The following is a 20,450-nucleotide window of genomic DNA, read 5'->3' as shown; positions in this document are numbered from 1 at the left end:
CGCCCCCGCGTACGGAATTCGGAATTCCGTACGCGGGAACGGCCGGCCGGGAAGAGCGGCGGACGGGCTCAGCAGCCGCCGGCCACCGCCGGGATGATCGACACGCTCGCGCCGTCCTTGATCTCGGTCGCCAGCCCCTCCGCGAACCGCACGTCGTCGTCGTTGACGTAGACGTTCACGAAGCGGCGCAGCTTGCCGGCGTCGTCCAGGACGCGGGCGGCGATGCCCGGGTGGTTCTTGTCGAGGTCGGCGATGACATCGCCCAGGGTGGCACCCTCGGCGGCGACCTCGGCGGAGCCGCCGGTGTAGGTGCGCAGGATGGTGGGAATGCGGACGTTGGCGCTCATGGCGGGGGCTCTCCTAGCGGGGTGGTGGTCAGGCGGAGGCGAGGCCGGCGTCGCGGAAGGACTCCAGCGTCGGGCGGATGACGGTGGTCATGCCGGAGTCGGAGACGGCGTCCAGGGTCTTCAGGCCGTCGCCGGTGTTGATCGCGACGGTCTCCTTGGCCGGGTCCAGCTGCCCGGTCTCGACGAGCTTCTTCAGCACGCCGACGGTCACCCCGCCCGCGGTCTCGGCGAAGATGCCCTCGGTGCGGGCCAGCAGCTTGATCGCGGCCACCACCTCGGCGTCGGTGACGTCCTCGACCGCGCCGCCGGTGCGGCGGGCGATGTCCAGCACGTACGGGCCGTCGGCCGGGTTGCCGATCGCCAGCGACTTGGCGATGGTGTCCGGCTTGACCGGGCGGATCACGTCCCGGCCGGCCTTGAACGCGGCCGACACCGGCGAGCAGCCGGCCGCCTGCGCCCCGAAGATCCGGTACGGCCGGTCCTCGACCAGACCGAGCCTGATCAGCTCCTGCAGCCCCTTGTCGATCTTGGTGAGCTGGGAGCCCGAGGCGATCGGGATGACGATCTGCTCCGGCAGCCGCCAGCCGAGCTGCTCGCAGATCTCGTACGCCAGCGTCTTGGAGCCCTCGCCGTAGTACGGGCGGAGGTTGACGTTCACGAAGCCCCAGCCCTCGCCGGCCGGGTCGCCGATCAGCTCCGAACAGAAGCGGTTGACGTCGTCGTAGTTGCCCTCGATGCCGACCAGCTCGCCGCCGTAGACCCCGGCCATCACGACCTTGCCCTGCTCCAGGTCGTGCGGGATGAACACGCAGGACTTGAATCCGGCCCGGGCCGCCGCCGCACCCACCGCGCCGGCCAGGTTGCCGGTGGACGAGCAGGACAGCGTGGTGAAGCCGAACGCGCGGGCCGCCTCGATGGCGCAGGCCACCACGCGGTCCTTGAACGAGTGGGTGGGGTTGCCCGAGTCGTCCTTGATGTGCAGCTGAGCGGTGAAGCCCAGCTCACGGCCCAGGTTGTCGGCCTTCACCAGCGGGGTCCAGCCCGGGTTCAGGTTGGGCTTCCCGGCGACATCGGCCGGAACGGGCAGCAGCGGAGCGTAGCGCCAGATCGACGCCGGGCCGGCCTCGATCCGCTTGCGCAGGTCCTCGGCGGCCTCGCCGCCGAAGTCGTACGCGATCTCCAGCGGCCCGAAGCACTCCAGGCAGGCGAAGCTCGGACCGAGCGGAAAGCGGGTGCCGCACTCCCGACAGGACAGCGCGGCGGCGGGGCCGAGGTCAACGGTGAGGGATGCGGGTGCGGCGGTGTCGATAGCCATGATGGCGGAGGCCTCTCTCCTCATCTTCCCCGTGACGCGGTCGCGCCACAGGCCGGAATTGGCACCTGTCCCGCCGGGCCTGTACGACAGCCGCGCGAGAAGGTTGCCGGGACGTCAACGGGCCGTTCCCTCAGTCCCTCTGGATGAGCTCTGTGAAGTTGTGGTCCTGCTCAGCGGTGACCCCGGCGTGCGAAGGTCCGATCGCTGTACGAAGACTGTATCCGAAGGCGTCAACCCCGAACGGGACCGTCCGCCACGCGAGATGCCCCGTCCCACCCGAACCCGCCGAGGAGAGACCCGTGCCCGCCGAACCGACCCCCGCGCTCCTTCCGCAGGCGGCGTCCTGGCTGCGCCGCCGCTCCTGGAGCGCGGCCGACCGCCCGGTCGGCACGCTGCTGGACGCCAAACGGGCGGCGGGCCGGGCGGGCACCGTCAGCGTGGTCCTGCCCGCGCTGGACGAGGAGGCCACCGTCGGCGACATCGTCCGCACCGTCCGCCGCGAGCTGATGGAGCGCCTCCCGCTGGTCGACGAACTCGTCGTGGTCGACTCCGGCTCCACCGACGCCACCGCCGCGGTCGCCGCCGGGGCCGGCGCCCGGGTGGTGCACCGTGACGACATCCTGCCCCGGCTGCCCGCCGCCCCCGGCAAGGGCGAGGTGCTCTGGCGCTCCCTGCTGGTCACCAGCGGCGAGATCGTCTGCTTCGTCGACGCCGACCTGCGCGAGTTCGACCCGGCCTTCGTCTCCGGCATCATCGGCCCGCTGCTCACCGAACCCGACATCCAGCTGGTCAAGGCCATGTACGACCGGCCGCTCGAAGTGCCGTCGAGCGGCCCGTCCGACGCGGGCGGCGCGGTCGTCCCCTCCGGCGGCGGCCGGGTCACCGAGCTGGTCGCCCGCCCGCTGCTCAACCTGCACTGGCCGGAGCTGGCCGGCTTCGTCCAGCCCCTCGGCGGCGAGTACGCGGCCCGCCGCTCGCTCCTCGAACGGCTGCCGTTCCCGACCGGCTACGGCGTCGAGCTCGGCCTGCTGGTCGACGCCCTGGAGACCGCCGGTCTGGACGCCCTGGCCCAGGTGGACGTGGGCGTGCGCCACCACCGCCACCAGGACGGCCAGGCGCTCGGCCGGATGGCCGCCACCATCTACCGCACGGCCCTGGAACGCCTCGACCGCACCCACCGCCTCAAGGCCTCCGCCGACCTGGTGCACCCGCTGCTCACCCAGTTCACCCGCGACCCGGAAACCCGTGCCTTCACCGCCCACACCCACCCGGTCACCGGCCTGGAACGGCCCCCGATGCACACCGTCCCCGAGTACGTGAGCCGCCACCTGCCGCACTGACCGGGGTTTGCCGACCCTGGCCCCCGGCAACGTACCAACCATGGGCGATCTCACGACCGAACGTTCGAGTCCGACCGGCACCGCCCCCGTACTGGTGGCCTCCAACCGGGGACCGGTGTCGTTCAGCACCGCGGACGACGACACGCTGACCCTCCGCCGGGGCGGCGGCGGCCTGGTCTCCGGGCTCTCCGCCATCGCCGACCCCAGCGCCGTCTGGGTCTGCGCCGCCCTCGGCGACGCCGACCGCCGGGCCGCCGCGGAGGCCCCGCACGGCCGCCTCGACCTGGCCGGCCACGACGTCGGCGGACAGGCCGTCCGGATGCTGGACATAGATCCGGAGACCTTCGCCCGGGCCTACAACGGGGTCGCCAACTCCACCCTCTGGTTCGTCCACCACCTGCTGTACGCCACCCCCACCGCCCCCGCCTTCGACGCCGGCTTCCGCACCGAGTGGCAGGCCTACCTGGCCTACAACGCCGCCTTCGCCGACGCCCTCGCCGCCGAGGCGGCCCCCGGCGCCGCGGTCCTGGTGCAGGACTACCACCTGTCCCTCGTCCCCGCCCTGCTCCGCGCGGCCCGACCCGACCTGCGGATCGGCCACTTCTCGCACACCCCGTGGGCCCCGCCCGAGTACTTCCGGCTGCTTCCCGACGATGTCGCGGCCGCCGTCCTCACCGGGATCCTCGGCGCCGACCGGGCCGGCTTCCTCACCCGCCGCTGGGCCCTGGCCTTCGCCGACTGCTGCGAGGCGCTGCTCGGCGCCACCGTCGACCGGACCGCCCTCACGGTCACCCACGACGGCCGCACCACGTTCCTCGGCGTCCACGGCCTCGGCGCCGACGCCGACTTCCTGCGCGACCGCGCCCACCGCCCGGACGTCGACGAGCGCCTCGCCGCCCTCCGTGAGGCCGTCGGCGACCGGCGCACCGTCGTCCGGGTGGACCGCACCGAACTGAGCAAGAACATCGTCCGCGGCCTGCTCGCCTACCGGCACCTGCTGCGCACCCGCCCCGAGTGGCACGACCGGGTCGTGCACGTCGCCTTCGCCTACCCCTCGCGCACCGACCTCGCCGAGTACCGGGCCTACACCGCCGAGGTCCGGCGGCTGGCCCAGGAGATCAACGACGAGTTCGCCACCCCCACCTGGCAGCCGCTGATCCTGCACGTCGACGACGACTTCCCGCGTTCCCTGGCCGCCTACCGGCTGGCCGACGTGGCCCTCGTCAACCCGATCCGGGACGGCATGAACCTGGTCGCCAAGGAGGTCCCGGTGGTCTCCGACCACGGCTGCGCCCTGGTCCTCTCCCGCGAGGCCGGCGCGTACGCCGAACTCGCCGACGACGCGATCACCGTCAACCCGTACGACATCATCGCCACCGCCGACGCCCTGCACGCCGGGCTCACCATGCCCGCCGACGAACGCGCCGACCGCACCAAGCGCCTCGCCGCCGCCGCGACCGCCCTGCCGCCCCAGCAGTGGTTCCTCGACCAGCTCAACGCGCTCGGCTGAGCTCCTCCCCCAGCGCCGCCAGCAGCTCCACCACGCCGGCCGGGCCCGGGACCACCAGGTCGGCCCGGTCGGCGAGCTCGCGGACGGTCGTCCCGCTGCACACCAGCAGCCCGGCCAGCCCCTCCCCGCGCAGCTTCTCCACCGCCGCGTAGGCCGCCACATCGCCCAGATCGTCCCCGGCGTACAGCACCGACCGGGCGGCCCGCTCCCGCAGGAAGCCGGTCAGCGCGGCGCCCTTGTCCACCCCCGGTGGCCGCAGCTCCAGCACCAGCCGGCCCGGCTCCACCACCAGCCCGTACTCGGCGGCCAGGGCCGCCACCGGTGCCCGCAGCAGTTCGAACGCCTCCTCCGGTGCCCCGGTGCGCCGGGTGTGCACCGCCAGCGAGCGGCCCTTGTCCTCCACCCAGGTCCCGGCCGGCGCCCCGGCCCCCGCCAGCACGTCCGGCAGCGCCGTCCGCACCCCCGCCACCCCCGGGTGCACCGGCGGCGCCGTGACCTCTCCGGCCTCCCAGCGCTCGGCGCCGTAGTGCCCCAGCACCACCAGCCCGTCGACCGCCGCCAACCCGCCGTACTCGACCGCCAGCGCGGCCGGCCGGCCCGTCACCACCACGATCGAGCCGACGTGCGGGGCCAGCCCCCGCAGCGCCCCCGCCACGCCCGGATGCGCGCGCGCCAGGCTCGGATCGGCCACGATCGGTGCCAGCGTCCCGTCGAAGTCGAGGGCGACCACCGCGTCCCCGGGCGAGGCGAGCACCGCCTCCAGCCCCGTGCGCCCGGCGTCCGTGTCCGGCTGCGGAATCTCCTTGAAGACCATGCCCGGACCCTACCCACGCGGCCGCGCCGTCACCCGGCCGGCGGTCGGCTACCGACCGCCACCGACCGCCACCGACCGCTACCGACCCACTGCCGACCCGCTACCGGGCCGCCCGCCGGGCCACCCGTACCCGCCGCAACCGGTTCACCAGCACCGGCGCGTGGGCCAGGGCCTCCGGCCGATCCAGCAGCCCGTTCAACAGCTGGTAGTACCGCGTGCTGGAGAGCCCCAGCTCCTCCCGGATCGCCCGTTCCTTGGCCCCGGCCGTGCGCCACTGCCGTCCCTCCAGCTCCAGCACCGCCCGGTCCCGCCCGGTCAGCTCACCCATGCCCCGTCACCGCCTCCGACGCCCCGGTCCGCTACGACCTGTCATTCTCCCCCGCCGGTCCGACACACTCTGCGCCCCCGCGCTCCCCGCCCGCGCCGCTACCGTCGCTGGCATGACCACCAGCTTCGCCCTGCACATCCCCACCGCCGAGCTCGAACCCGACCCGCTGGACCCGGCCCAGATCGTCTCCGGCACCCCCGAGGTCTCCGGCAAGGTCCTCTCGGAGTCCCCCGACGGCCGCCAGCTCCGCGGCATCTGGCAGATCACCCCCGGGGTGGTCACCGATGTCGAGGCCGACGAGCTGTTCGTGGTGCTCGGCGGCCGGGCCACCATCGAGATCGACGGCGGCCCGACCCTGGAGGTCGGCCCGGGCGACTGCGCCGTGCTCCGGGCCGGCGACCGCACCACCTGGACGGTCCACGAGACCCTCCGCAAGGCCTACGCCATCACGCTCTGACGGAGCGCTCCGACCACCCGCCACGCCCGTGGCCGCCGAGGGGCCCGCGCGCCGGTCCGGCTACTTCCGGACCCGCGCGGCCTCCTTCAGCGCGGCCCCCTGCAGCCCCTCGAGCACCTTCTTGGCGTCGCCGGTGACGGCCTCCCCGATCCCCGCCTTGATCCGGTTGCTGACGTCGGTCCACGCCGGATCCCCGAACGGGTAGAAGCTGGCGTTCGTCAGACCCGTCGCGAACTGCTTCAGGTCGTCGTGCTTGCCGTCCGTCGTCATCTGGGTGAAGGCGTCCTGGGTCACCGGCAGCAGGTTGTAGGTCTCGTCGAACTTCAGCTGGTTCTCCTTGGTGTACACGAAGGAGAGGAACTTCTTGATCTCGTTCTTGTGCCCGTTGGCCTTGAACGCCATCATCCAGTCGGCGACCCCGAGGCTGCCGGTCTTGGCCACCCCGTCCCGCTTCGGTATCGGCGCCGTACCGAAGTCGATCTTCCCGGCGGCGGCCATCCGCAGCAGGGTGGGGTGCCCGTTCAGCATGCCGACCTTGCCCGCCGCGAAGTCCGTGAACACCGGCGTGCGGTTCATCTTGCCCGGCTCGGCGTAGGTGAGCTTGGTGTCGACCAGGTTGGTGCGCAGCCAGCTGAAGGTCGCCTGGTTCTGCTGGCTGTCGATGGTGTAGTTGCCGACGTCGTCGGAGAGGCTGCCGCCCCCGCTGAGCGTCCACAGCATCGACTCGGCCGGGGCCTCCTCCGGGCCGAGCGGCAGGCCGTACGGGGTGACCCCCGGCACCTTGGCCTTGATCTTCTCGGCGTCCTGCTTGAGCTCGCTCCAGGTGGCCGGCGGCTGGCTGATCCCGGCCTTCTGGAAGACCGCCTTGTTGTAGAACAGCACCCGCGAGGAGGAGACGAACGGGATGCCGTACTGCGTGCCGAGCATCTGCCCGGCGTGCGTGAAGGAATCCATCATGTTGGCCTGGGTCTCCAGGGACAGCACGTCCGTGGCCGGGTAGAGCCGGTCCGCGGCGGCCTGGTCGGCGAACCCGCCGGTCTGCAGCAGGTCGGGCGACGTGCCGGCGGCGATCAGGTCGTCGACCCGCTTGCCGATGTCGGTCCAGCCGACCACCTCGACATCGACCTTGATCCCGGGGTTGGCGGCCTCGAAGCGGTGGGCGATGTCGTCCCAGTACGGCTTGGAGCTGGTCTCCGCGCTCTCGCCGTAGTCGGCCGCGACCAGCTTGAGGGTGACCGTGCTGTCGCCCTGCCCACCGCAGCCGGTGAGCAGCAGCGCTCCGGCCAGCGCGGTGCCGAGCAGACGGGTGGGGACCTGGGCGCGCCTGTTCAACGCGGGTACCGCCTTCGAGGGGGGAGTCCGATGGACGTCGGAGTTGTCTGAAAAGCGGCCGGACGGGGGAATCCGGCAGGGGGGAGGCGTAACACTGTCAAACCCACCGCACGGTGGTCCACACCTCTGGCCGGTACGTGCCGGGTAGTTATCGAAGTGCGGAGGTCATTGCACGATGCGCAATGGCGGCGAGCCGCAGCAGGACGCGCAAAGTGCCGCACACCACATGGTTCTGCGACAAAGCTCACCTACTTTGGACCAGACCAATCCGACAACTGGACTAGACCTCTCCGACCCGACCAAGGGAAACTGTCCTCCGTGAAGCACGTCATCGCACTCGATGTAGGCGGCACCGGCATGAAGGCCGCGCTGCTCGCCCAGGACGGCTCCGTGCTGTTCGAAGCACGCCGACCGACCGGGCGGGAGCACGGCACGGACGCCGTCGTCGCCGCCATCCTCGACTTCGCCGCCGATCTGGCGGACGAGGGCCGAAGCCGTTTCGGCGTCGCCCCGCTGGCGGCGGGCGTCGCCGTCCCGGGGACGATCGACGAGAGGAACGGTATCGCGGTCTTCTCCGCCAACCTCGGCTGGCGGGACCTCCCCCTGCGCAAGCTGCTGGGCGAGCGCCTGGCCGGCCCGGGCGGCCCGCCCATGCCGGTCGCGCTCGGCCACGACGTGCGCTCGGGCGGTCTCGCCGAGGGCCGGCTCGGCGCCGGCCGGGGCGTCGAGCGCTTCCTGTTCATCGCGCTGGGCACCGGCATCGCCGGCGCCATCGGCATCGGTGGCCGGATCGAGGCCGGAGCCCACGGCTACGGCGGCGAGATCGGCCATGTGGTGGTCCGGCCGGGCGGCCCGCAGTGCGGCTGCGGCGCCCGGGGCTGCCTGGAGACGCTCGCCTCCGCCTCCGCCGTCTCCCGGGCCTGGGCCGCGGCCTGCGGTGACCCCGACGCCGACGCGGCATCCTGCGCCGTCGCGGTGGACGCCGGGGACGACCGTGCCGTCGCGGTCTGGCAGCACGCGGTGAACGCCCTCGCCCACGGCATCGTGCTCGCCCAGAGCCTGCTCGACCCGTCCACGGTGATCGTCGGCGGCGGGCTGGCCGAGGCCGGTGACACCCTCTTCACTCCCCTGCGCGCGGCGGTCAACGAGCGGCTGACCTTCCAGATGCCCCCCGAGGTCGTACCGGCCATGCTCAAAGACACCGCCGCATCCCTGGGCGCGGGCCTGCTCGCCTGGGACCTGCTCTCCATGGAGGTGACCGCGTGACCACGCGGATTCAATCAGCGGCTCTGCCGCGGCGTACCGCACTGGCCGGCGCCCGACTCGTCCTGCCCGGCGGTGTCGTCGAGGGCGACCGGCTCTCGATCGACGGCCCGCTGATCGCCGGCTTCGGCGGCGCGGCCGGGCCCGGCGACCTCGACCTGACCGGGTACACCGTCGTCCCCGGCTTCGTCGACCTGCACGTCCACGGCGGCGGCGGCGCCTCGTACACCTCCGGCATCGCCGAGGAGGCCCTCAAGGTCGCCCGTACCCACCTGGAACACGGCACCACGACCACCATGGCGTCCACCGTCACCGGTGAGATCGACGAGGTCGCCCGCCAGGCCTCCGTGCTCTCCGAGCTGGTCGAGGACGGCGTCCTCGCCGGCATCCACTTCGAGGGCCCGTTCATCTCGCACAACCGCTGCGGCGCCCACCGCCCCGACCTGCTGCGCGACCCCGACCCGGCGCTGGTCCGCAAGCTGGTCGACGCCGCCCGCGGCCACGCCAGGATGGTCACCCTGGCGCCGGAGCTGGCCGGCGGCCTGGAGTCCGTGCGGATGCTCGCCGACCTCGGTGTGATCGCCGCCGTCGGCCACACCGACTCCGACTACGCCAAGACCCTGGAGGCGATCGAGGCCGGCGCCACCGTCGCCACCCACCTCTTCAACGCCATGCCCGGCATCGCCCACCGCGCGCCCGGCCCGATCGTGGCGCTGCTGGAGGACGAGCGGGTCACCGTCGAGCTGATCAACGACGGCATCCACCTGCACCCCTCGGTGCTCGACCTCGCCTACGGCACCGCCGGCGCCTCCCGGGTCGCGCTGATCACCGACGCGATGGGCGCGGCCGGCATGGGCGACGGCCTCTACCCGCTCGGCCCGCTCCAGGTCGAGGTGAAGGAGGGCGTGGCCCGTCTGGTCGAGGGCGGCGCGATCGCCGGCTCCACACTCACCCTGGACGTGGCGTTCAAGCGGTCCGTCACCGTCAACAACCTGACGCTGAACCAGGCCGCCGAGTCGCTCTCCGCCGCGCCGGCCCGCCTGCTCGGCCTCGCCGACTCGATCGGCTCGCTGGAGACCGGCAAGAACGCCGACCTGGTGGTCGTCGACTCCGAGAGCTACGACCTGATCGCCGTGATGCGCCGCGGCGAGTGGATCACCGGCGCCGAGAAGTTCGCCCCGGTCACGTCCGTCTGACCGACGGCCACGGCCGCCCGCCCCCTCCGCACAGAGGGGACGGGCGGCCGTGGTGTGTCCGGGGCCGGTCAGCCGGCGCTGGGTTCGAGCGTCACCTGGTCGATCAGGACGGTGCCGCCCACCGGGGCCGAGACGGTCACGGTGTTCGGTCCGGCCTGGAGCGGCGGAGTTATGTAGGTGGTGTACCAGGAGGACGCCGCGTCCTTGCCCGGCGAGTAGTTCCGGAACGCCAGACCGCTCGGCCAGTCCTTGCCGTTGACGGCGACCGTCGCCTTCACGTCGGCCCCGGGGTTGTTGAAGTGCACGGTCAGCTTGTACGTCCCGGCCGCGGCGACCTCGCCGGTCCAGGTCACCGAGGACCCGGCCTGGAGCGTCAGATAGCTGCCGTCCGCCGACTTGGCGCCCTTGACGGTGTTCCCGGACGGCGCGTTCTGGCCCTGCAACTGGCTCGCGTCCACGGTGCCGGGGCCGTTGGCCGGGGCGGCACTGGCCGAGGGCGAGGGGGCGGTACTGCCCGCCGTGGTGGTCGGGGTGACGGGCGCGCTGGCCGAGGGCGTCGGCTTGTCGTCCTTGTCGCCTTCCGGGTCACCGGTGGAGAGCGCTATCCCGGCCCCGATCGCGATCGCCGCGACCACCGCCACGGCACCGATCACCGCACCCTTGCTCCGGCCGCTGCTCGGCCGCTCCTCCCCCGGCTGCGGGCGGGAGTGCTCGGCGTAGCGGGTCTGCTGGGTCGGCACACCGCCGTACTCGGGCTGCTGCTGCGGGTACGGCTGGGCGGGCTGCCCCTGCGGGTACCCCTGCTGTTGCTGCGGCGGGTAGGGCTGCTGCGGCGGGTACGGCTGCTGACCGTACGGGGCCTGCTGCCCGTACTGGGCACGGCCCACCTCCATCGGGCGGCTGTACGACGTGCGCGGCACGCCCTGCTGCGGCTCGGCCGACTGCGCGGCGCTGCCGTCGGCCGGGCGGTAGAGATAGCCGAAGGGATCGTCGTCCTGCGGTGCACCGCCCTCCGGGCTCTCGGGCACTCCGTTGCTGCCGGCGGTCGTCACGGTGGTCAACTCCCCATCGCGGTCGCGCCGCCCGGCTGCCGTGCCGCCGGCGCAAGTCATGGTCGCTCGTACCCGGGAACCCTACCTGCCGTCTCCCACAGCGGGGAAAGAGCCCTTGACAACCGGCGGGTAGCTCGCGCCCGGCGGGGCCGCGCCGCTGCTCAGCCCGCCCGTCGGTGCGAGCGCTCGCCCCGGGCCCCGCGCACCGAGCCGCCCCTGGCCCGCTTCTCGTCGTACATCCGCTCGTCCGCGGTGTGCAGCACCTCCTCGATGCTCATCCCGCAACCCGCCCAGCCGACGCCGAGGCTGACGCCGACCCGCATCGCCCGGCCGTCGATCCGCATCGGCGGGATGATCGCGTTGCGCAGCCGGTGGGCGAGGTCCTTGGCCTCCTCCCGGCCGATGCCGTCGGCCAGCACCACGAACTCGTCGCCGCCGAGCCGGGCCACCGTGTCGCCGTCCCGGACGGCCCCGCTCAGCCGGCGGGCGACCTCGACCAGGACGGCGTCGCCCGCGTTGTGGCCGAACCGGTCGTTGATCGACTTGAAGCCGTCGAGGTCGCAGAAGAGCACCGCGAGCCCCTTCTCCACCGCGGCCGCGCCGCCCGAGCGGAACGGGCCCGACCAGACCTCGCCGCCCGCACCCTGGTCGGCGGGGACCACGGCGTGCACATGTTCGCCGTAGCCGCCCGGCCAGTCCGTCCCGCCCGGGGGGAAGTCCGGCCCGGGCTGCCCGTCGGGCGCGCCGTAACCGTGCACCGGCCCGGACCGCGGGTCCGTCCCCTCCAGCCCCCCGTACGCGGCGTGCGCGCTGTAGGAGTCGGCCGGGTAGCCGGGGTACGCCTGCGGGTAAGCCCCCTCGCCGTGCCCGGCGACGGCGCCGACGGCCTGCGGCTCGTTGCAGAGCCGCCGCCCCAGCCGGGCCTTGAGCTCGGCGCCGTTGGGCAGGCCGGTGAGCGCGTCGTGGCTGGCCCGGTGCGCCAGTTGGAGCTCGTGGCGCTTGCGGTCCTCGATGTCCTCGACATGGGTGAGCAGGAAGCTCGGGCCCTCGGCGGCGTCGGCGACGATCGAGTTCCGCAGACAGACCCACTGGTAGCCGCCGTCCCGCCGGGACAGCCGCAGTTCCGCCCGGCCGCTCTCGGCGCTGGTGCGCTCCAGCAGGGCGCGGTCCTCGGGGTGGACGAGATCGGCGAAGCTCTGCTGCCGGAGCACCGCGCGGGGGCGGCCGAGCAGCCGACAGAGCGCGTCGTTGACCCTGGTCAGCTGGCCGCGCCCGGCACCGTGCAGCTCGGTGATGGCCATCCCGCTGGGCGCGTACTCGAAGGCCTGGCGGAAGCTCTCCTCGCTGGCCCGCAGCGCCTGCTGCTCCTTCTCCAGGCGGGCCAGCGCACGCTGCATCTCGGCGCGCAGCCGGGCGTTGCCGATCGCGATGGAGGCCTGGAGGGAGAACATCTCCAGCGCCTCGCGGGTCCAGGCGCCGGGCCGCTTGCCGCTGCGCGGACGGTCCACCGAGAGGACGCCGAGCAGGTCGCCGCCGGCGCTGTACATCGGGGCGAGCAGCCCGTCGGCGGGGTGCCAGTCGTTGGCGTAGACGGGCTGCGGGCCGTCCCCGATCCAGCGCGGGATGTCGCTGGCGACGGCCCAGCCCCGGTCGTAGGGGAGGAAGCGCAGGGTGCCCCAGTGGTCGCTGACGCCGAGCAGCCGGTCCCAGGACTCGCGCGAACCGACCTGGCCGAGCAGGACGGAGGGGCCGCCCATGGCGCTCTCCTCCAGCTCCCAGACGGCCGCCACCACGAGGTCGCCGTCCGGGCGGACGAGGCTGACCGCGGCGGCGTCGAAGCCGAGCCCGTGCACCGCGCCCTCGACCACGGCCTGCAGCGTGCCCGCCAGGCTGCGGGCAGCGTTGAGGTCCGCCACGACCCGGTGCAAGGTGCGGAGGGTCGCGAGACGGACGTACGGCTCCGACTCGGCTTCCATGCGGGGGCTCCCCGGCTGCTTCGGATAGTTCTTGAATGGTTATCGTCCGATTGCCAGAAGAACTGAATCACAGGGAGCACAGCGTTCGGCACGCTCGGTCAGCAATAGGCCGCCACTTGTGACTTAAATCACACAAGACTTATGCGCCCTTAATCAGTTCATCCGTCCCGTATGGGGACATAAGGCTTCATCGGGATATTTCTCCTGGTCGGCCGCATTGACCGCGCACTGAAGCCACCTGACGGCCGGCGGGCTCCCTGCTTCACTCCTGCGGGTGAGTCCGGCGGCGAACCGTAACCTCTGCGCCGTTGGTCCTACGACCACGGCCCGATGCCGTTCTGCCCGGCCGCCGACTACCGTGCGGTACGTGTACTCGTCCCCGCAGCCCGAAGCTGCCCCCCAAGCGACGCCCGACGAGTTCCGGGCAGCGCTCTCCCAGCTCGCCTCCGGCGTGAGCCTGGTGACCGTCCACGACCCGGAGGACGGCGAGGACGTCGGCATGACCGCCACGTCCTTCCTCTCCGTCTCGCTGGAGCCGCCACTGGTGCTGATCTCCGTCCGCGAGGACTCCCGGATGGACGACGTGCTCTCCCGGACCGACACCTGGGCGGTCTCGCTGCTCGCCGAGGAGCAGAAGGCGCTCGGCTCGCGGTTCGCCATGAAGGGCCGGCTCAGCGACCGGCTGCTGTTCGCCGACGCGCCGCACCACCGCGGCCCGCTCACCGGCGCACCGCTGATCGACGGGGCGCTCGCCACCGTCGAGTGCCGCACCGAGCAGCGGATAGCCGCCGGTGACCACACCCTGCTGCTCGGCCGCGTCCTGGAGGCCGTGGTGCCGAACCCGGGCGGCCGCCCGCTGCTCTACTTCCGCGGCTCCTACCGGCAGCTGGGCTGACCCGCTCCCCGGCCCCGGGCTAGTCGGAGTGCGGAGCGCGCCGGCCCTGCTTCAGCTCGGAGCGGTGCCGCTTGTTGGACAGCCGCCGCTCGACCATGCCCCGGCTCGGCTTCGTGGCCCGGCGCGACTTCGGCGGCGGCGCGGTGGCCTCGCCCAGCAGCGACGCCAGCCGGGCCGCGGCGACCTCGCGGTTGCGCCACTGCGAGCGGTGCTCCGAGGCCCGCACCACCAGCACCCGCCCGTCCACCAGCCGGCCGGCCAGCCGCTCCAGGGCGCGCTGCTTCCAGACCTCGGGCAGCGCCGCGGAGGCCGCCAGGTCGTAGCGCAGCTCCACCTGGGTGTCGGAGGTGTTGACGTGCTGGCCGCCGGGGCCGGAGGAACGGGAGAAGCGCCAGACGAGCTCGGTGTCGGGGACGACCACCGAGCCCCGTACGCGGATGGGCTCGGGCATGCGCCCATCATCCCGTGCCCGGGGCCGCCGGTCACCCGGTTATCCGGCCGCGCCCGCAACCCCGACAATGGCGTACGTGATCGAGCTCGGCTACTCCCTCTCCAACCGCTTCCCCGACCCCCCGCAGACCGACTACCGCAGCGCCTCCGTGCACACCCTGCGGTACGACCTCTTCTGCGGCGACGTCTACCTCGACGCCGACGGGACGGAACTGTCCACCGACTGGAAATGGGTGCCGGTGCTCGATTTCGCCTGGGCCCTGTGCGACATCGCCGAGCAGCTGGACCGCGACCCGGACGGCAGCCGCGCGGCCCGGGTGCAGACGGCCGACCTCGACTTCACCCAGAACACCGAGCTGCTGCGGTTCGCCCGCCGCTTCAACTGGGTCGAGGTCACCGCGACCTGGCTGCCGGACGAGCCACCCGCCGTCGTCCGCCACAGCGAGCTGCGGCGCGAGGCCAGGGACTTCCTCCAGGACACCCTCGCCGATCTCTTCGACATGCACCCCGACCTGGCCGACAATCCGAACATCTGGTCACTTCAGGGCCGCTACCGTCGAATCTGACCACTTCGCGTGCCCGCCCCGATCGGCCTGTTCCGACGGTTCATTGCCCTCGTCTTTGCCCAACCGTGATTCACCGCGGAAATTGGCCACCCGGTACGGAACCAAGTCACCGGGCTCTCGCGTTATCCGGGTCAAAGCAACGAAGGGACAGCAAACACCATGCCAGTGAGCCTCTCCAAGGGTGGCAACGTCTCGCTGACCAAGGAGGCCCCCGGCCTGTCCGCGGTCACCATCGGACTCGGCTGGGACGTCAGGACCACGACCGGTGCCGAGTTCGACCTCGACGCCAGCGCGATCGTGCTGAACGCGGACGGCAAGGTGCTGTCCAACGGCCACTTCGTCTTCTTCAACAACACCAGCACCCCGGACGGCACCGTCGTCCACACCGGTGACAACCGCACCGGCGAGGGCGCGGGCGACGACGAGGCGATCAACGTCAACCTCGCCGGCCTGCCGGCCGAGGCCGCCAAGATCACCTTCCCGGTCTCGATCTACGACGCCGTGGCCCGCTCGCAGAACTTCGGCCAGGTCCGGAACGCCTACATCCGCGTGATCAACGCGGCCGGCGGGGCCGAGATCGCCCGCTACGACCTCTCCGAGGACGCCGCCACCGAGACCGCCATGATCTTCGGCGAGCTCTACCGCAACGGTGCCGAGTGGAAGTTCCGCGCCGTCGGCCAGGGCTACGCCTCCGGTCTGGCGGGCATCGCCCAGGACTTCGGCGTCCAGCTCTGACGCCACCCCGGACACGCCGAAGCGCCCGGCCCTCCACCACGGAGGACCGGGCGCTTCGGCGTTGACGGCCACCGGAAACACCGCGGCGCGGGCAGCCGGTCGGACCGGCCGCCCGCGCCGACGGCGCCGGGTTCAGCGCGAGGCGCGCAGCTCCGGAAGCTGGAGCAGTTCGGTCTCGTCGTGCGGGGTCAGATCGACGACCTCGGGCTCCACCGCCGCTTCCTCCGGCGCGGGAGACCCTGCCTGCACCATCGAAGCGGCGTGCGCCTGCGCCTCTGCCTGGGCCTGGGCCTGGGCCTGAGCGGCGACGGCCTCGTCCCCCACCACGTCCGCCAGATCGGCGCGCTCGCCCAGCTCCGAGACGCTCCCGACGGCCGGCGTCGGAGCCGCCGCCCGGACGGCCGCGCCGGAGCTGCGGCCGAAGAAGCTGAAGCCCTGCCCCCGGACCTGCCCGGACTGCACCGGCCGCGGCCGGTGCCGCTCGGCCGGCACCACGGGCGCGGCGGGCGTCCCGCCCAGCTGCTCGACGGTCGCGGTCAGCACCGGCCGCGCGGGTGACCCGCCGACCGCCGGCCGTTCGCCCACGGCCTGGTCCTCCGCCGCCACGGACGCGGCCGACGCCGGGGCAGGCACCGCAGGAGCCACCGGAGCGGGCACTGCGGGCACCACCGGAGCCGGTACGGGCGCGGGGGCCGGAACCGGTGCGGCGGGCGCCGTACGAGCCCGCAGCGCGACCTGCGCACCGGCCGCCCGCTCACGCTGCGCCTCCTGCGCCGCCGCACGCCGCTCCAGCTGCCGCAGCACGGCCGCCGCGCGGACGAACGCCGCCGGGCTGGCCGGGTACTTGGGACGGCTCGCGGCCAGCGCCCGCTGGGTCGCCTCGGCCTCCTTGAGCGCCTGCTCGGCGACGGCGACGGCCCGCTCGCGCAGCAGCCGGGCGATCTCCGTCTCGGCCTTCGCCAGCCGAGACTTCTCGGCGGTCAGCCGGCGGCCGAACCGGGTGGCCCGCTCCTCGGCGACCTCCGCCGCGTACTCGGCCTCGGCGAGCTGCTCCTCGAAGCGCTCCTCGGCCCGCAGCCGCTGCGCGGCGGAGGCCTCGGCGGCCGCCCGCGCGGCCCGGTCGCGCTGGCGCAGCAGCACCGCGATCCCGAGCGTGGCGAGCACTGCGGCGACACCCACCGAACGCACCAGGACGGTGTCCTGACTGAAAAGCAGCGCGGCCACCGCGGCGACGATGAGCACGCCGGCGGCGGTGGGGGGAAAGACCCGGCCGAGGACGGAGGAATGACGGTGGCGTCCGCGAGACATGCCAAGAAACTAGCGTGCGAATTGGGGCCGTGTCAGCCCAGGGTCCCCTTTAGCCCTTGACAGCACGCAACCTTTACCGCACGTGCCCGGCCCCTCACTCAAGATCACCGAGTGCCGCCCGCTCAGCGGGGGGATGCCGCCGGGCCGCTCGGGTCGTCGTGGTTCTCCGGCAGCTTGCAGACGTGCTGCAGCCAGAGCGCCGCCGCGATCACCGCCGCACCGGCCAGCACCGCGAAGCCGGCCGTGACGGCCTGGTCCTTGCGCGCCGACACGTCCAGCTCGCCCAGCAAGTAGATCCCCGCGCCCGCGTAGATGCCGGTGACCACCGCCGAGACCAGCGCGCTCGCCTGCCCCAGCACCACCGCCCGGGCCGCGCCGAGCGGGTCGACCCCCTTCGCCCCGGGCTGCCGCTCGCGCGCCGCCTTCAGCCGGGACCGCAACGAGAGCGCGGTGGCCAGCAGGATCACCGCCACCGCGGCCAGCACCACCGGCGCCGCGCCGGGCACGGCCGGCAGGGTGTCCAGGGAGGCCCAGAGCTTGGAGCCGGCCCAGGACAGCGCCGTCGTAGCGGCGGTGATGCCGACCAGCAGACGGAGGCGAAGCAGCTTCACTCGGACGAGGTCCTTTCCCGGGGTACCGGAGACGGGCGGCCGCCCCCGGGCTGGGCCCTCTCCCCCGGCAGCCGGGCCGGGAGCGTGCCCCCGGCCCGTTGACGGGCAGGAGCCGAGGGCGGGGACGACGGCGTCAGGCCACCGTACCGGGCCCGGCCGGGCGGACACCCGCACGGAGGGCGGACACCTACTCGTACGGCCGGAGCCCCCGCCCGAGTTCCCCGGCCGCGGCCAGTGCCGGTTATTCCGGCAGGGTCAGCCGGATGTCCTCACGCCGCCGGACCCCCTGGGAGTCCGGACCGCCGAGCGCCGCCAGCAGCTCGGCGACCTGGCCCCGGCCGGGCAGCTCGGCCTCCGGCTGGGCGTCCAGCCAGGGAGCGAGCACGAAGGCCCGCTCGTGCGAGCGCGGGTGCGGCAGCAGCAGCTGCGGGTCGTCGCTGGTGACGCCCTCGTAGGTGAGGATGTCGACGTCCAGGGTGCGCGGGCCCCAGTGGACGGTGCGGACCCGGCCGAAGGCGTCCTCGATCGCGTTGCCGCGCTCCAGCAGGTCCTGCGGCGGCAGCGAGGTGCGCAGCACGACCACCGCGTTGTAGTAGTTGGGCTGCTCGTCGGGGCCGCCGACGGCCGCCGTCTCGTACACCGCGGAGACGGCCTTGATCCTGAGGCCGGGGGTGTCGGCGAGGGCGTCCACGGCGCCCTGAAGGGTGTCCAGACGGTTGCCCATGTTGCTGCCGAGGGCGATCACGGCGCAGCGCTGGCTGTGCAGCGTGGTGTCGGCCGAGTCCACCCGGCTCTCCAGGTCGAACGTGGTCGGCGGGGCGGTCGGGTCGCTGGTGCTCATCGGATTCCCTCTGCGGCTGGAACGGGGTACGCGGCGTGGGTCATGCGCGGCCCCGGTGGATGGTCACGGTCACGTCGTCGAACGGCACGGTGATCGGGGCGTCCGGCTTGTGCACGGTGACCTCGACCCCCTCGACCGGGTCGTGCTTCAGGCACTGGTCCGCGATGCGCTGGGCCAGGGTCTCGATCAGGTCGACCGGCTCGCCGGCGATGATCGCGGTGACCTCCTCGGCCACGATGCCGTAGTGCGCCGTACGGGTGAGGTCGTCTCCGGCCGCGGCGGGGCGGGTGTCCAGGTACAGCACCAGGTCCACCACGAAGGTCTGGCCCTCGATGCGCTCGCGCTCGAAGACGCCGTGGTGGCCCCGGGCTCGCAGGCCCCGCAGGGTGACGCGGTCCAGCAAACGAATCACTGCTCCCAGTCGGACGGGCCCCGCCCCCGTGGAAAAGACGTGGGCAGGCAGGGTGAAGGCGGGCATCGCGCTCGCCACTCCGTTTCGAATCTACCCGCGAGCGCTGACAACGCCTGACCGTCCTACCCGGCACGAACCGTCGCCACGCACACCCCAATGGCAATTGACATGAACGTTCGGTGACCACTCGGACATTCCCGGGCCACCACCCGGTACTGATTTCCCGCCGGCGCCCGATTCAGTCCTCGTCGTCCTCGTCGCCGCTGGTCAGGACGGGTGAACCATGGTGCGACCAGAGCCTCCACCCGGCCGGGGTCCGGCGGAAGAGATTGGTCGAGACGACCTTTCCGCCGATCAGCGGGCCGAGTTCGCCCTCCTCCTCGGCCTCACCGCCGGAGAGGATGTTCTCGGTGCACGTGACAAGGGCCACATCGCCGTGCACCTCGGCCTCGACATCGGTCAGGAAAAACTGGATGTACTCCGTGTTCATCATGATCAGCATGTACGAGCGGGTCACCTGGGCCCGTCCGCGCAGCACCGGCCAGCCGGGGTGCACACACACCACGCCGCCCTTGTCGTCGGCGTCGGCGGCCCCCAGCCAGGCGTTCTCGACCGCCTCCAGATCGCCGTTCTCCAGGGCCTCGTACAGCGCCTGGTTGGCCGCCAGTACGGCCTCCCGGTCCGCCTCACGGGCCCGCTGTCCCGCGGTCTCGCCACTCACCCTGCCGTCACCTGCCACTGGCCCTCCCGTCTCGCCTCCCTCCTTGCCTGCCAACGGGCAGGAGGAGCCCTACCGAGCCGCGCGCTGCCAGGCCGCGACCACCCGGACGGCGTCCGCCGTGCCGGACACGTCGTGCACCCGCACCGCCCAGGCACCGGCCCGGGCCGACAGCACCGACACCGCGGCGGTCGCGTCGTCGCGCTCCCGGGCCGGGCGCAGTTCCCCGGTTTCCGGGTCGGCGAGCAGCGTACCCAGGAACCGCTTGCGCGATGCGGCGACGAGCACGGGACGCCCGAGCGCGGTGAGGGCGTCGAGACGGCCGAGCAGGGCCCAGTTGTGCTCGGGGGTCTTGGCGAAGCCCAGACCGGGGTCGAGGATCAGCTGCTCCTCCTTGACGCCCGCCGCCAGCAGCGCCTCCACCCGGGCGGTCAGCTCGCCGACCACGTCCGCGACCACGTCGTCGTAGACCGCCAGGGCGTCCATGTCGGCGGACTGCCCGCGCCAGTGCATCACCACGAAGGGCGCGCCGGTCTCGGCCACCACCCGGGCCATCGCCGGGTCGGCGAGGCCGCCGGAGACGTCGTTGACCACCCGGGCGCCGGCCGCGACGGCCTGCTCGGCGACCACGGCGCGCATGGTGTCGATGGAGACGACCACCCCGGCGTCGGCCAGTTCGCGCACCACCGGCAGCACCCGGCGGAGCTCCTCCTCCTCGGACACCCGCTGCGAGCCGGGCCGGGTGGACTCGCCCCCGACGTCCACCAGGTCCGCGCCCCTGGCCCGGAGCGCGAGTCCGTGCGCGATCGCGCGGGCGGGGTCGTGCCACATCCCGCCGTCCGAGAAGGAGTCGGGCGTGACGTTGACCACGCCCATCACGGCGCAGCGGTCGAGCCGCGGCAGTCCGGCCGGAAGGGAGAAGGACAGCAAATCGCTCATACCCCCATTATCGAACGGAGCCCCCGCCGAGGATTCTCGGCGGGG

General features: G+C 73.1%; 22 protein-coding genes and 1 riboswitch. Of the genes, 8 read left to right on the top strand and 14 right to left on the bottom strand.

Annotation, left to right across the window (positions count from 1 at the left end; translation table 11 throughout):
* Positions 1-68: 68 nt before the first annotated feature.
* Both ACIP82_RS15240 and thrC read right to left on the bottom strand, forming a co-directional pair.
* Positions 69-347, bottom strand: coding sequence for a ubiquitin-like small modifier protein 1 (locus tag ACIP82_RS15240; RefSeq protein ID WP_363612600.1), 279 nt, complete (start codon positions 345-347; stop codon positions 69-71).
* A gap of 28 nt (positions 348-375) precedes the next feature.
* Positions 376-1,662, bottom strand: coding sequence for a threonine synthase (gene thrC / locus ACIP82_RS15235; protein ID WP_400653689.1), 1,287 nt, complete (start codon positions 1,660-1,662; stop codon positions 376-378).
* Positions 1,663-1,679: 17 nt separating this feature from the next.
* A riboswitch (SAM riboswitch) is annotated at positions 1,680-1,812 on the bottom strand.
* A 149-nt stretch (positions 1,813-1,961) separates the two neighbouring features.
* Here thrC and ACIP82_RS15230 point away from each other — a divergent pair.
* Together ACIP82_RS15230 and ACIP82_RS15225 are read left to right on the top strand one after the other, a co-directional pair.
* On the top strand, positions 1,962-3,002 hold the full coding sequence (locus ACIP82_RS15230; protein WP_363612605.1) for a glucosyl-3-phosphoglycerate synthase: 1,041 nt from the start codon (positions 1,962-1,964) through the stop codon (positions 3,000-3,002).
* 40 nt (positions 3,003-3,042) lie between these two features.
* A complete protein-coding gene (locus tag ACIP82_RS15225) occupies positions 3,043-4,512 on the top strand; it encodes a trehalose-6-phosphate synthase (RefSeq protein WP_400653688.1) in 1,470 nt (489 codons plus the stop codon).
* Here the strand turns inward: ACIP82_RS15225 and otsB are convergent.
* Both otsB and ACIP82_RS15215 read right to left on the bottom strand, forming a co-directional pair.
* Positions 4,496-5,326 (bottom strand): trehalose-phosphatase, encoded by an 831-nt coding sequence (otsB, locus tag ACIP82_RS15220; RefSeq protein ID WP_363612609.1) that lies wholly within the window; start codon positions 5,324-5,326, stop codon positions 4,496-4,498. The genes ACIP82_RS15225 and otsB overlap by 17 nt on opposite strands.
* A 100-nt stretch (positions 5,327-5,426) precedes the next feature.
* Positions 5,427-5,654: a DUF3263 domain-containing protein gene (locus tag ACIP82_RS15215; protein ID WP_400653687.1), complete on the bottom strand. Its 228-nt coding sequence runs from the start codon at positions 5,652-5,654 to the stop codon at positions 5,427-5,429.
* 112 nt (positions 5,655-5,766) lie between these two features.
* On the opposite strand from ACIP82_RS15215, the gene ACIP82_RS15210 reads away from it, so the two are divergent.
* Positions 5,767-6,111, top strand: coding sequence for a cupin domain-containing protein (locus tag ACIP82_RS15210; RefSeq protein ID WP_363612613.1), 345 nt, complete (start codon positions 5,767-5,769; stop codon positions 6,109-6,111).
* A gap of 60 nt (positions 6,112-6,171) precedes the next feature.
* Here ACIP82_RS15210 and ACIP82_RS15205 read toward each other — a convergent pair whose 3' ends face one another.
* Positions 6,172-7,443, bottom strand: a complete 1,272-nt coding sequence (locus ACIP82_RS15205; protein ID WP_400653686.1) for an extracellular solute-binding protein — start codon at positions 7,441-7,443, stop codon at positions 6,172-6,174.
* A gap of 318 nt (positions 7,444-7,761) precedes the next feature.
* On the opposite strand from ACIP82_RS15205, the gene ACIP82_RS15200 reads away from it, so the two are divergent.
* Both ACIP82_RS15200 and nagA read left to right on the top strand, forming a co-directional pair.
* A complete protein-coding gene (locus ACIP82_RS15200) occupies positions 7,762-8,709 on the top strand; it encodes an ROK family protein (RefSeq protein ID WP_400653685.1) in 948 nt (315 codons plus the stop codon).
* Positions 8,706-9,902 (top strand): N-acetylglucosamine-6-phosphate deacetylase, encoded by a 1,197-nt coding sequence (nagA, locus tag ACIP82_RS15195; RefSeq protein WP_400653684.1) that lies wholly within the window; start codon positions 8,706-8,708, stop codon positions 9,900-9,902. The genes ACIP82_RS15200 and nagA overlap by 4 nt, the downstream gene beginning before the upstream one ends.
* A gap of 68 nt (positions 9,903-9,970) precedes the next feature.
* Here nagA and ACIP82_RS15190 read toward each other — a convergent pair whose 3' ends face one another.
* Positions 9,971-10,954, bottom strand: a complete 984-nt coding sequence (locus ACIP82_RS15190) for a carbohydrate-binding protein (RefSeq protein ID WP_363612619.1) — start codon at positions 10,952-10,954, stop codon at positions 9,971-9,973.
* Positions 10,955-11,115: 161 nt separating this feature from the next.
* Complete coding sequence (locus tag ACIP82_RS15185) at positions 11,116-12,930, bottom strand: diguanylate cyclase domain-containing protein (protein WP_363612621.1); 1,815 nt, start codon at positions 12,928-12,930, stop codon at positions 11,116-11,118.
* A gap of 367 nt (positions 12,931-13,297) precedes the next feature.
* On the opposite strand from ACIP82_RS15185, the gene ACIP82_RS15180 reads away from it, so the two are divergent.
* Positions 13,298-13,825 carry a flavin reductase family protein gene (locus ACIP82_RS15180; protein WP_363612623.1) on the top strand — a complete coding sequence of 176 codons (528 nt, stop codon included), beginning with the start codon at positions 13,298-13,300 and terminating at the stop codon, positions 13,823-13,825.
* A 19-nt stretch (positions 13,826-13,844) separates the two neighbouring features.
* Here the strand turns inward: ACIP82_RS15180 and arfB are convergent, their stop codons facing one another.
* Positions 13,845-14,276, bottom strand: a complete 432-nt coding sequence (gene arfB / locus ACIP82_RS15175) for an alternative ribosome rescue aminoacyl-tRNA hydrolase ArfB (protein ID WP_363612625.1) — start codon at positions 14,274-14,276, stop codon at positions 13,845-13,847.
* Positions 14,277-14,343: 67 nt separating this feature from the next.
* Between arfB and ACIP82_RS15170 the strand changes: the two genes are divergently transcribed.
* Together ACIP82_RS15170 and ACIP82_RS15165 are read left to right on the top strand one after the other, a co-directional pair.
* Positions 14,344-14,841: a hypothetical protein gene (locus ACIP82_RS15170; protein WP_400653683.1), complete on the top strand. Its 498-nt coding sequence runs from the start codon at positions 14,344-14,346 to the stop codon at positions 14,839-14,841.
* 159 nt (positions 14,842-15,000) lie between these two features.
* On the top strand, positions 15,001-15,576 hold the full coding sequence (locus ACIP82_RS15165; RefSeq protein WP_363612629.1) for a TerD family protein: 576 nt from the start codon (positions 15,001-15,003) through the stop codon (positions 15,574-15,576).
* Between the two features lie 132 nt (positions 15,577-15,708).
* On the opposite strand, the gene ACIP82_RS15160 is transcribed toward ACIP82_RS15165, so the two are convergent.
* From ACIP82_RS15160 to folP, 6 genes are all read right to left on the bottom strand, one after another.
* Entirely contained in the window at positions 15,709-16,884 is a 1,176-nt protein-coding gene (locus tag ACIP82_RS15160) for a hypothetical protein (protein WP_400653682.1), read from the bottom strand.
* Positions 16,885-17,006: 122 nt separating this feature from the next.
* A complete protein-coding gene (locus ACIP82_RS15155; RefSeq protein WP_363612633.1) occupies positions 17,007-17,495 on the bottom strand; it encodes a DUF3180 domain-containing protein in 489 nt (162 codons plus the stop codon).
* A gap of 241 nt (positions 17,496-17,736) precedes the next feature.
* Positions 17,737-18,336, bottom strand: coding sequence for a 2-amino-4-hydroxy-6-hydroxymethyldihydropteridine diphosphokinase (gene folK, locus ACIP82_RS15150; protein ID WP_400653681.1), 600 nt, complete (start codon positions 18,334-18,336; stop codon positions 17,737-17,739).
* A 40-nt stretch (positions 18,337-18,376) separates the two neighbouring features.
* Positions 18,377-18,736: a dihydroneopterin aldolase gene (folB, locus tag ACIP82_RS15145; protein ID WP_363612664.1), complete on the bottom strand. Its 360-nt coding sequence runs from the start codon at positions 18,734-18,736 to the stop codon at positions 18,377-18,379.
* Positions 18,737-18,986: 250 nt separating this feature from the next.
* Positions 18,987-19,469, bottom strand: a complete 483-nt coding sequence (locus ACIP82_RS15140) for a nuclear transport factor 2 family protein (RefSeq protein WP_363612638.1) — start codon at positions 19,467-19,469, stop codon at positions 18,987-18,989.
* A 69-nt stretch (positions 19,470-19,538) separates the two neighbouring features.
* The gene (gene folP / locus ACIP82_RS15135) at positions 19,539-20,405 is read right to left on the bottom strand and encodes a dihydropteroate synthase (protein WP_363612640.1); all 867 of its coding nucleotides are present in this window, start codon (positions 20,403-20,405) and stop codon (positions 19,539-19,541) included.
* Between the last annotated feature and the right edge of the window lie 45 nt (positions 20,406-20,450).

The sequence above is a fragment of the Kitasatospora sp. NPDC088548 genome (assembly GCF_044753005.1).
GTDB lineage: Bacteria > Actinomycetota > Actinomycetes > Streptomycetales > Streptomycetaceae > Kitasatospora.
Note: the sequence above shows the minus strand (reverse complement) of the source record. Positions and strands in the feature narration are given on the sequence as shown.